Consider the following 10,463-nt stretch of genomic DNA (forward strand, 5'->3'; position numbering starts at 1 on the left):
TTGTCTCTTGGTATCTTGTTTTTTTTTTTTTAAAAGAAAAAGAGGCAATCGAATATCTAGTCGGTTCTGGGGGCCGGGGAGATGTGAAAAAGAGAGGGGACCCGCCCCTGACGAACAAGGACCTGCCATGACCTCCCTCGCGACCGTCACCCTCGAAGTTCCCGACCCCGCCTCGGCGGACGCCTTCTACACCGCCTTCGGCCTGGGCGACCACGTGCGCGTACGCGCCTCGGACGCGCCCACGACCGGCTTCCGTGGATTCGCGCTGTCGCTGGTGGTGTCCCAGCCCGGCGACGCCGACGCCCTCATCGGCGCCGCCCTCGACGCCGGCGCCACGACGCTGAAGCCGGCCACGAAGAGCTTCTGGGGCTACGGCGGCGTCGTACGCGCCCCGGACGGCACGATCTGCAAGATCGCCACCTCCCAGAAGAAGGACACCCGCCCGGCCGGCCGGCACATCGACCAGGTCGCCCTCCTGCTGGGAGTGGCGGACGTCAAGGCGAGCAAGCGCTTCTACCTCGACCGCGGCCTGAGCGTGGCCAAGAGCTTCGGCGGCAAGTACGTCGAGTTCGACACCCCGTCCTCGGCCGTCACCCTGGCGCTCTACCCGCGCCGCGCCCTGGCCAAGGACATCGGCCTCTCCCAGGAGGGCACCGGGTCGCACCGCATCGTGATCGGCGGCGACGCCGGGCTCTTCGCCGACCCGGACGGCTTCGTCTGGGAAACCGCGTCCGCCTGAGACACCGTACCGAGAACGACGATCCTCCAAGGAGAACACCATGAGCATCGCCTACCAGGGATTCACGGCCGAGGAGCGGGCCGCGATGAAGGACCACGCCCAGGATCAGAAGAAGGCGGCGCGCCGCGCCCCCCGCGCGGACAAGGCCGCGCAGGACCTGCGTGACGTGCTCGCGAAGATCGCCGAAATGGGGGAATCGGACCGCGTCATGGCCGAGCGTGTCCATGCCGTCATCACCGCCGACGTCCCGGCCCTCACGCCCAGGCTCTGGTACGGGATGCCCGCCTACGCCCTGGACGACAAGATCGTCTGCCACTTCCAGTGCGCGGCGAAGTTCAGGACGCGCTACGCGACGCTCGGGTTCAGCGACCGGGCGCACCTGGACGACGGCGCCATGTGGGCCGCCGCCTTCGCCCTGACCGAGGTGACGCCCGAGGTGGAGGCCCGGATCAGCGCCCTGGTGAAGCATGCGGTCAGCTGAGCGGCTCGTAGCGCTCGGCGAAGGCGCGGAACCAGTCGAGCATGAACCGGTTCGAGGCCAGGCCGTAGTCGAGGGTCGCGCGCTGATGGGCGGCGATGTCGCGCTGCTCCTCGGGGAGGTCCAGGGTGTCGAGGTACCTGTCGAGGGCCGAGAGCGTGGCCAGGTCGGCTTCGATGCGCGCGACGACGCGGCGCAGCACCGGCAGGCGTTCGGCCGGTTCCAGCAGGCCGAGGAAGTGGAGCCTCGACAGCGCCGCCTTCTCCACATCGGGCCCGGCCGGCTCCCCTGTCATCCACGCCCGGAACTCCTCACCGCCGGCATCGGTCACTCGATAGACCTTCCGCCCCCGGCCTCCGGTCTCGACGCTGGCGACCTCGATGAACCCGCGCGCGAGCAGGGTGTCCAGGGCACGTTTGATGCTGCCGCCGCTGGCGCTGTAGAACAACGCCACGCTGGCCTCGAAGTCCTTGATGAGGTCGTAGAAGGTCCGCGGGGCGATCAGGAGCAGACCGAGGATCACATGAGCCACAGTGGGCGAGTCTAGCCCCGTTGCCCCTCATAGATATGTCTAGTAGACATATGGTCGTGCAGACGAGGAGCAATCACGTGACATCGCCGCCCGCCACGGCCCACGCCCACGACAACCACGTCCCCGCCGACGTCGACACGCGCCTGACGGGCCTGCTGGAGAGCCTCGTCGCGCGACGTGGCATACACCACGCCAACCTGGCCGTCATCAGCGGCGACGGGAAACAGCGCTGGTCAGCCGCCGCCGGGGGTGGCGATGATCACCCACTGGATCCCGGCACCCCGTTCTTCGTCGCGAGCGTCACCAAGCGCTTCATCGTCACGCTCGTGCTCCAGGCGCACGAGCGCGGCGAGCTCGACCTGGCCGCGCCGATCAGCCGTTTCCTGCCGGAGGAGACGATCGCGGGACTCCACGTGCTCAAGGGGGTCGACCGGACGCCCGCGATCACGGTGCGCCACCTCGCGAGTCACACCTCCGGCCTGCCCGACCACTTCGAGAAGCGCCGTGGCGGCCCCAGCCTGTATGAGCACCTCGCCGAGGGCCGGGACACGGCCTGGACGTTCGAGGACACGATGCGGACGACGCGCGAGCGGCAGCGCCCGCACTTCGAGCCGCAGGACCTCGACGCACCTCGGCAGCAGGCCCGTTACTCCGACACCGGCTTCCAGCTGCTCATCCGCATCCTGGAGACGGTGACGGGCCGGTCGTTCGCCGAGCTGCTGACCGAACGGATCCTCGGTCCGCTCGGCCTGGAACACACCTGGCTCCCGGGACACCGCCCGCCGGACCCGGCGACCGCGGCGCCCTCGCCGCTCCACGCGAGACAGCGCCGCGTGGAGCTGACCTCGCTGATCGAGTCCAGCAACGACCTGTTCAGCACCACCGGCGACCTCCTCACCTTTCAGCGAGCGCTGCTCGGCGGCGAGCTCTTCGGCGACGCCCGCACCGCGCGGCTGCTGACCGAGCGGCGCAACCGGCTGCGCAACATCCCCGTCCTCCGCTACGGACTGGGCACCATGTTCTTCAAGGTCGGCCGGCTCGTGTCGCCGGGACGCCGCCCGGTGACGCTCGTCGGCCACTCGGGAGCCACCGGGACATGGCTCTTCCACTGCCCTGAGCTCGACCTGCACCTGGCCGGCACCGTCGACCAGACCAAGGGACAGGCCATCCCGTTCCGGCTCATGGCGCGGTGCCTGGACGCCTGGCTGGGCGGCGCCGATCAGAAGCGCCAGCGCGTCTGGGCGTAGTCGCCCTTCCTGAAGCCGAGCACCTTGACCGGGGCGACCTCGAACACCAGCGCCCGGCCGCCCCCCTCGTGGTGGAAGGCGCCGTCGCGCACCTCGTAGCGCCACTCCTCGCCGTACTTGGCCACGTGGGCGTCGGCGAGCGTCTGGAGCAGGCCGGGGTCGGACACCTGCGCGGCGACGCCCTCGACCACCAGGTCGAGGCCTTCGCTCATGGAGCTGGCGCCGGTCGTGAGCGCGCACTGCCGGTTGGTCTCCAGGTTGCGGGCCTTCTGCTCCTCCGGGCCGGTGGAGAAGTAGAGCGCGCCCTCGTGCCAGATGGCGATCAGCGGCGTGACGTGCGGCCGGCCGTCCGCCCGCACGGTGGACAGCCAGTACGTCTCCGCGCGCGCCAGCTCGTCGCGCGCCTGCTCCCACGGGGTGGCGGTGGCGCCGGGGACGCTGAAGCGCTCGTCCAGATGGGTTTCCATGGTGACTCCTTTCGTGTGGTCGGGAAATAGACCACGCCGGGGCCGATAACTCATCGCCCCGGCCTCCTACCCTTGGAGCATGACGACGTTCGCGCTGATCCACGGAGGCGGCGGCTGCGCCTGGCACTGGCACCTGCTGGAGGACGAACTGCGCCGGCGCGGGCACCGCACGGTGGCCGTCGACCTGCCCATCGAGGACCCGGAGGCGGGGCTCGGCGACTACGCGGACGCCGTCGCCGGGGCGATCGGGGAGCGCGCCGGGCGCCTGGTCGTGGTGGCGCACTCGTGGGGCGGGTTCGTCGGGCCGCTGGTGTGCGACCGGGTCGAGGCCGACCTGCTGGTCATGCTGGCCGCCATGGTGCCCGTGCCCGGGGAGCCGCCGTCCGACTGGTGGGGCAACACCGGCTTCGGAGACAAGGACATCGACGACGAGGTCGCGCTGTTCATGCACGACGTGCCGCCCGGCCTGGCCGCCGAGGTGTCGCGGCGCGGGCGCGGGCACGCGGAGAAGGCGCTGGCCGAGCCGTGGCCGCTGGAGCGGTGGCCGGACGTGCCGACCCGCTTCCTGCTCTGCCGTGACGACCGCTGGTTCCCGCCGGAGTTCATGCGCGCGACGGCCCGGGCGCGGCTCGGCGTGACGGCCGACGAGATCGACGGCAGCCACAGCGTCATGCTGTCGCGGCCCGCCGCGCTTGCGGACCGGCTCGAAGCCTACGACCGGGACGCGGGCTGACCCGGGGCCTCAGCGGACGGGCAGGTCGTAGACGCGGCGGACGCTGCTGCCGAGCTTGCTCACGTCGGCGCCGTACACGTGGACCGAGACCCCCACCTCGGCGCTGGTGTTGCGCACCCGGTGGATGTCGCCGGGCGGCGCGAAGCCGCTGACCTCGCCGGGCCGGTTGTCGGCGCGCCCGATCTCCACCAGGTGGTCGCCCATGTCCCGGTAGAGGGTCTCGTGCTCGATGCCGCTGAGGACGCCGAACGCGCACCACGACACGTGGTCGTGGACGACCGTGTCCTGGCCGGGCCGCCAGACGACCGCGACGACCGAGAACGCGTCCTCCGCGTGCAGCACCCGGGACACGTACCCGTCGGGCGAGCCGGCGCGCTCCTCCTCGGTGAGGATGTCCAGCGGGGGGAGCCGGTCGCGCAGCAGGCCGGCGACCGCGAACGCGGTGTCGCGGCGGCCGAGGCCGCGGGCGGTGATGGCGCCGATGCCCGGCACCAGCTCGCCGAGCCCGGGCCGCAGGATCGTCTTCATGGGGCATTCCTCCTTTCTTCCACGGTCCTACGGATGCATCGATAGGTTCAACAGGAGTATTGAGGCTCATTCATAGGTATGGTCTATGAATGCTTGATGTCGTGCGGCTACGGGTCCTGCTGGCGGTCGCCCGGAAGGGGTCGCTCACCGCGGCGGCCAAGGAGTTGCACTACGCGCAGCCGTCCGTCAGCCATCATCTGGCCAGGCTGGAGGCGGAGACCGGGGCCAAGCTGATCCAGCGGGCGGGCCGCGGCATCCGGCTGACCGAGGCCGGCCGGCTGCTGGCCGAGCGCGCGGCCGACATCGTGAGCCGGCTCGACGCCGCCGCCGACGACCTGGCCGCGCACGTGGGGCTCCGGTCGGGGCGGGTGCGGATGGCGGCGTTCCCCTCGGCGCTCGGCACGTTCGTGCCCGGGGCGGCGGGCCTGCTGGGCCGGGAGCACCCGGGGCTGCGGCTGCACCTGACCGAGACCGAGCCGCCCGAGGCGCTCAAGCTGCTGCGGGCCGGGCGGGTGGACGTCGCGGTGATCTTCCGCTACGACGACACCGCGCCGGAGGACACCGGCATCCAGATGATCCACCTGCTCGACGACCCGAGCTACCTGGTGACGGGCGGCCCGGCGGGCACGCTGGAAGGGCACGCCGGATCCGCCTGGATCGCCGGGTGCGACCGTTGCCGGAGCCATCTGCTCGATCTGTGCGACAAGGCCGGGTTCGCCCCGGACATCACGTTCACCAGCGACGACATCGTGGCCGTGCAGGCGCTGGTGGCCGCCGGGATGGGCGTCACCGTGCTGCCGGGGCTGGCGCTGCGCGCGCACCGCCACCCGGAGGTCTCGGCGACGGCGATCCCGGGCTCGACCAGACATGTGTACGCGGCCGTCTTCGGCGATCCGCCGCACCCGCCGGCCACCGAGGCGCTGCTGTCGGCGCTCCGGGAAACCCTTTGACGGGCCTCCTACGATGGCCCCATGCCGGATCTGACGACAATCGCCCTCTTCTGCGCGGCCACGCTCGCGCTGCTCCTGGTGCCGGGGCCCGCGGTGCTCTTCATCGTCACGCGCAGCGTCGCGCAGGGCAGGTCAGCGGGGCTCGTCTCGGTGCTCGGCGTGCACGCCGGCTCCCTGGTCCATGTGATCGCCGCCACGCTCGGGGTCAGCGCCCTGCTCGCGGCCTCGGCGACCGCGTTCACCGTGGTCAAGTACGCGGGCGTCGCCTACCTGGTGTGGCTCGGGGTGCGCAAGCTCGTGCGCCGGGGCGGCGGCGAGGAGGTCGTGGAGCTGCCCGTGCACTCCAGGCGGCGGATGTTCTGGGAGGGGTTCGTGGTCAACGTGCTCAACCCGAAGACGGCCATCTTCTTCCTGGCGTTCCTGCCGCAGTTCACCGACCAGGCGGCCGGGCCTGTCGCGCCGCAGATGCTGGTGCTGGGGCTGCTCTGGATGGTGCTGGGCATGGCCAGCGACGGCACGTACGCGCTGGCGTCGTCGGCCCTGGCCGGGTACGTGCGCGGCTCCGCCCGGGCCCGGCGGCGGCTGGACGTCGGCAGCGGCCTGGTCTACCTGGGGCTGGCCGCCTGGCTCACCGGCGAGAAGGCGTAGCCCGGCAGGCGACGATGTAGCCGCCGGGTGACATGCCCCTTCCGGAGTGATCGCCAGGCCGGGCAGTAGGCCGACATGCCGGAAATTTCGTGCCTCTAGTGCCATAGTGAGCGGGTGGCGGGGGTTCTCTGCGGTTGCGCGGCACCCGCCACCAGCGATTCCCACGCTCACCCCCCACCGCCTTCGCAGCGGCCGGAAAGGGTGACACCCTCGTCATGGACGACACTTCGGACGGCATGTAGCGAAGAGGCGGGCCACCATGCACAGGCCACCGCACAGCCTCGGGCTCCAGCGGGTCGTCGAGGTCTACTCCGGTCACGACGACCTCGTCGGCGCGACCGGGTCCGGGTACGTGATCGGCCCCGACCTCGTGCTGACCTCCGCGCACGACCCCGAGTCCCCCTGCCAGGTGCGCTCCTCACGCTGGCCCTGGTGGACCGAGGCCGAACAGGTGTGGCAGGGCCGCGGCAGCACGGACGCCGCCCTCCTCCGCGTCGCCGACGCGCCCTGGCGGAACGTGCCAGGCATCGACCACGTCCGCTGGGCCGCCGTCCGGCAGGACCGCCTCGCCTGCCTCGCGCACGGTTTCGCCCTCGCCCACAGCCGCGACGAGTACCCGCCCGCCCACCACAACGGCACCGACCCCGCCCACCTGCACGGACGGCGCGAGGTGGTGACGGTGGACGGCACAGTGAACGGCACAGTGAACGGCACAGCGAACGGCACAGTGGCCGGCACTGTGACCGGCGCAGCCGTCGGATCGGCGGGCGGCTGGGGGATGCTCGCCGCCGACGTGGCCGGGCCCGGCGAGATGCCGCTGCCGGCCTGGCTCGGGATGTCGGGCGCCGCGCTGGTCGCCGCCCACGCGCAACAGGTGCTCGGCGTGGTCCGCGCCGGCCGTTCCGGGTACGCGAGCCGCCGGCTGGACGTCATCCCCGTCGCCGCGCTGCTCGCCGACGCCGGCTTCCGCGAGCTGGCGGGCGTACGTCCGGCGCAGGTCGAGGAGCTGACCGGCGAACCCGGCCTGCTGCTGCCCGACCTGCTGCTCCCGGCGCTCGACGAGCTGCCGCCCGGCTCCCCCGACTGGGCGCTGCTCTCGCCGCGCCACGCGGTGGTCCCCTTCCTCGGCCGCACCCACGAGCTGGCCACGCTGCGCAGCTGGGCCGCGGGCCCCGACCGCCTCTCGATCGCGGTCCTGACCGGCTCCGGCGGCACCGGCAAGACCCGCCTGGCCGCCGAACTCTGCGACGAGCTGCGGTCGATCGGCTGGGACGCCGGCTTCCTCCGCCTGCCGCCCCTGTCCGGCCCGGCCGTCGCGCTGGACGCCCTGCGCCCGACGCTCCTGGTCGCCGACCTGCCGGAGCCGTCGGCGGCCCTGCCTGGCGAGCTGATCCGCCGGCTCGCCGACCACCCGCACAATCCTCGCGTACGTCTCCTCCTGGTGGCCCGTGCGTCCGCCGATCCCGAGTGGTGGCAGCGTTTCGACGCGGCGGCCGGAGGGCTGCTCAAGCACCTCACCCGCACGGCCATCCACCTCGACGCCAGGCCGCTCAGCCCGGTGGAGCGCACCGCCCACGCCACCGCCGCCACCCACGCCTTCACCCTCCACTCCCCCCACGTGAGCGCACCGCCCGTCAGCAGGGACAACGCGCCCACCCCCGGCCGGTTCTTCGTCGTCGGCGAGGAGCGGGACGCCCGTCGCGTCCCCGAGGGCCGGCAGGACGACCACGGCCGGCCGCTCCAGGTGCACGTGGCCGCGCTGATGCGCGTACGGGGGGACGAGGTCGAGCCCGGCGGCGAGCCGGTCGCCCTGTTCCTGGAACGTGAGCAGGCCAGGCACGGGGGAACAGCCTGGCGGCAGGCGGCGGCGGTCGTCACGCTGACCGCGCCCGCTGCGGACGAGCGGCGCGCGCTGCTGTCCGTGGTGCCGGGCGCGGCGGGTTTCGACGGCGACGGCCCCGCTTCCGGGGTCGTGGCCGAGCGGCTGCTGGGCGGCACGGACGGGCTCGCCGAGCTGGTCCTCGCCCTGCACGACTGCCCGGGGCGGACGGCGGAGCATCTGTCGCGCATGCTCGGGGTGCTGCGGGCGGCCTGCGGCACCGGACGGGTCCGGGAGGCGCTGCTCTCCCTGCTGGTCAACAGGCTCGACCCGATGCTGTGCGAGGCGGCGACCGGGCCCGGCGAACGGCTGGGCGACGCGCTGGACGCCGCCGTGCGGGCGTTACACGGGGAGCCTTCGCTGGTCGAGGCCGTGGTGGCGCTGCCCCCGTGCCAGTCCGGGCAGCTCGGGTTGCGGGCGCTGAAGGCCACGCTGGTGGAGATGCGGGCGGAGTGGCTGCGCCGCGGCGACGACCGCTCCGAGCTGGCCGCCACGCTGTCGGAGCTGTCCGTCCGGCTGGCGGCGCTCGGCCGAACCCAGGAGGCTGCCGACGCCGCGGGCGAGTCGGTCGAGCTGTTCGCCGCCACGGCCCCGTACGACCGGCCGGGCGCGCGGGCGGAAGCCCTGTTCAACTACGCGGCCTGCCTGCTGCTGAGCCGGGAGACCGACTCCGGCCGGGAGGCGGCCGGGTGGCCGGCGCGGGAGGCCGCGGCGCGGTTCCGCGCGCTGGCGGAGGAGGATCCGCGCCACGCCGCCCAGGCGGGGCGCGCCCACTACAACCTGGCGTGCGCGCTGCTCGGCGCGGGACGGCTGGGCGAGGCGACGGCGGCGTTCGCCGCGGCGGGCGGGGACCCGGAGCTCGCCCGTGACGTCGAGGACGTCCTCGACGCCCTGCCGGACCACGTGGAGCCGGTCCCCGCCGCCCTGCGCGACCCCCTCCGGGGCATCCTCGCCGACCTGCGCGAACCCTCGCGGGGCGGCATCCCGCCGGCCGAGCCACCACGCGTATCCCCGCAGGCCCCGGCCGTAGCGTCGCCGGACGGTCCCGGGATGCTCCCGCGGCCGCTGGGACCGGGCGAGGAACTGGACGGGGGCAGGCTCCGGGAGCTCGGGGCGTGCCTGGGAGCCGCCGCGGCGAACGCCGTGCGCGGGGTGGCCATGGGTGACGAGGTCGTGTGGCGGGCGCTGCGGCGGCTCACCGGGCGGATCGGGCGGATCGGCCGGGCCGCGGAGGCCGGCGTGCCGGCGGTGGCGGCGGTGGCCCGGCTGCGCGGACCGGCCGGGGACGAGCCGCGCCTGCGAGCCGAGCTGGCCTCGGCCGCCGGGATGCTGGCGGACCTGTACGGGGATCGCGGGGAGTTCGACGAGGCGGCCGCGAGCGCGGGCGAGGCCGTGGAGAGCCTGCGGGCGCTGGTGGTGCTGGAGCCGGGCGGGCACCGGCCCGACCTCGTGCGGCGCCTGCTCGACCTGGGCGAGCACCTGCTGAGCGGCGGACGCGCCGAGAAGGCCCTGGAGCCGCTGCGCGAGGCGGCGAGCCTGGCCGTGACCGACGACGGGCTGCGGGCGAGAGGGGCCCGGCTGCTCGGGATGTGCCTGCTGGAGCTGGGACGGAACGTCGACGGGGTGGCGTACCTGGAGCGGTCCGCCGAGCTGTACCGGCGGCTGGGCGAGCGGCGGGTCGACGTGCTCGCCGCCGTGGAGCGGGGTCGGGAGGCCGGGGCCGCGCCGCCTCCGCCGGCGCTGATCAGCCTGGTGCCGAGCGTGCGGCCCGAGGAGGACGTGACCAAGGCCGAACGGGAGCTGGCCGATCACCGGCGGGGCGACGGCGACGTCCGCGAACACGTCGCGGTGCAGGCGAGGCTCGCCTGGACGTGGGCGGCGACGGGCCGCCCGGCGGACGGGGTGGTGCTGGCGACGCAGGCCGCCGACCTGCTCGCCCGGTACGTCCCCCCGGACGGGCGGGCCGGGCCCGCCGGGGACGTGGCGGCGGCCCTCGGCCGGTCGCTGGTGGCGCTGGGCCGGGACGTGGAGGCCGTGCCGCACCTGACGGCGGCGGTCGCGGCATGCGGGCCCGAGGTGCGGGTCGAGCTGGTGGAACGCCTCGTCCTGGCGGCCACCGCGCTGTCCAGGGCGCACCACCACCCGGAGGCGGAAGCAGCCGCCGACCGTCTCGTCGGCCTGCTGCGCGCCCAGATCGAAGAACCACCGGACGGGGAGCGTCCGCCTCGGGCGGGCGGGGTCCCGCAGTGGGGTGAGCCGGCC

General features: G+C 73.6%; 9 protein-coding genes and 1 pseudogene. 7 read left to right on the top strand and 3 right to left on the bottom strand.

Features of this window, described 5'->3' with window-relative positions:
* Positions 1-127: 127 nt before the first annotated feature.
* Positions 128-739 carry a glyoxalase gene (locus ADY59_RS44495; protein ID WP_049576541.1) on the top strand — a complete coding sequence of 204 codons (612 nt, stop codon included), beginning with the start codon at positions 128-130 and terminating at the stop codon, positions 737-739.
* A 40-nt stretch (positions 740-779) separates the two neighbouring features.
* The gene (locus ADY59_RS44500) at positions 780-1,220 is read left to right on the top strand and encodes an iron chaperone (protein ID WP_049576545.1); all 441 of its coding nucleotides are present in this window, start codon (positions 780-782) and stop codon (positions 1,218-1,220) included.
* Here the strand turns inward: ADY59_RS44500 and ADY59_RS44505 are convergent.
* Positions 1,213-1,749, bottom strand: a complete 537-nt coding sequence (locus ADY59_RS44505; protein ID WP_049576548.1) for a PadR family transcriptional regulator — start codon at positions 1,747-1,749, stop codon at positions 1,213-1,215. The two genes, ADY59_RS44500 and ADY59_RS44505, sit on opposite strands and share 8 nt — an antisense overlap.
* Positions 1,750-1,826: 77 nt before the next feature.
* On the opposite strand from ADY59_RS44505, the gene ADY59_RS44510 reads away from it, so the two are divergent.
* Positions 1,827-2,996, top strand: a complete 1,170-nt coding sequence (locus ADY59_RS44510) for a serine hydrolase domain-containing protein (protein WP_049576551.1) — start codon at positions 1,827-1,829, stop codon at positions 2,994-2,996.
* On the opposite strand, the gene ADY59_RS44515 is transcribed toward ADY59_RS44510, so the two are convergent.
* Positions 2,969-3,463: a pyridoxamine 5'-phosphate oxidase family protein gene (locus ADY59_RS44515; protein ID WP_049576553.1), complete on the bottom strand. Its 495-nt coding sequence runs from the start codon at positions 3,461-3,463 to the stop codon at positions 2,969-2,971. The genes ADY59_RS44510 and ADY59_RS44515 overlap by 28 nt on opposite strands.
* 79 nt (positions 3,464-3,542) lie before the next feature.
* Between ADY59_RS44515 and ADY59_RS44520 the strand changes: the two genes are divergently transcribed.
* Entirely contained in the window at positions 3,543-4,196 is a 654-nt protein-coding gene (locus ADY59_RS44520) for an alpha/beta fold hydrolase (RefSeq protein WP_049576554.1), read from the top strand.
* Between the two features lie 9 nt (positions 4,197-4,205).
* Here the strand turns inward: ADY59_RS44520 and ADY59_RS44525 are convergent, their stop codons facing one another.
* Positions 4,206-4,724 carry a cysteine dioxygenase family protein gene (locus ADY59_RS44525; RefSeq protein WP_049576556.1) on the bottom strand — a complete coding sequence of 173 codons (519 nt, stop codon included), beginning with the start codon at positions 4,722-4,724 and terminating at the stop codon, positions 4,206-4,208.
* An 89-nt stretch (positions 4,725-4,813) separates the two neighbouring features.
* On the opposite strand from ADY59_RS44525, the gene ADY59_RS44530 reads away from it, so the two are divergent.
* The 3 genes and pseudogenes from ADY59_RS44530 to ADY59_RS44540 form a co-directional block, all read left to right on the top strand.
* A complete protein-coding gene (locus tag ADY59_RS44530; protein ID WP_049576558.1) occupies positions 4,814-5,674 on the top strand; it encodes a LysR family transcriptional regulator in 861 nt (286 codons plus the stop codon).
* A 21-nt stretch (positions 5,675-5,695) separates the two neighbouring features.
* Positions 5,696-6,322 carry a LysE family translocator gene (locus ADY59_RS44535; RefSeq protein ID WP_049576561.1) on the top strand — a complete coding sequence of 209 codons (627 nt, stop codon included), beginning with the start codon at positions 5,696-5,698 and terminating at the stop codon, positions 6,320-6,322.
* 259 nt (positions 6,323-6,581) lie between these two features.
* A pseudogene (locus ADY59_RS44540) lies at positions 6,582-10,463 on the top strand (tetratricopeptide repeat protein); the annotation flags it as partial.

Origin of the sequence: Nonomuraea sp. SBT364, from assembly GCF_001083785.1 — a bacterium.
Classification (GTDB): Bacteria; Actinomycetota; Actinomycetes; order Streptosporangiales; family Streptosporangiaceae; genus Nonomuraea.

Excerpts from the sequence above, each read along its gene's own strand:
- ADY59_RS44495 (WP_049576541.1), top strand. The coding sequence starts at position 128 with ATGACCTCCCTCGCGACCGTCACCCTCGAAGTTCCCGACCCCGCCTCG.
- ADY59_RS44500 (WP_049576545.1), top strand. The coding sequence starts at position 780 with ATGAGCATCGCCTACCAGGGATTCACGGCCGAGGAGCGGGCCGCGATG.
- ADY59_RS44515 (WP_049576553.1), bottom strand. The coding sequence starts at position 3,463 with ATGGAAACCCATCTGGACGAGCGCTTCAGCGTCCCCGGCGCCACCGCC.
- ADY59_RS44520 (WP_049576554.1), top strand. The coding sequence starts at position 3,543 with ATGACGACGTTCGCGCTGATCCACGGAGGCGGCGGCTGCGCCTGGCAC.
- ADY59_RS44525 (WP_049576556.1), bottom strand. The coding sequence starts at position 4,724 with ATGAAGACGATCCTGCGGCCCGGGCTCGGCGAGCTGGTGCCGGGCATC.
- ADY59_RS44530 (WP_049576558.1), top strand. The coding sequence starts at position 4,814 with ATGCTTGATGTCGTGCGGCTACGGGTCCTGCTGGCGGTCGCCCGGAAG.
- ADY59_RS44535 (WP_049576561.1), top strand. The coding sequence starts at position 5,696 with ATGCCGGATCTGACGACAATCGCCCTCTTCTGCGCGGCCACGCTCGCG.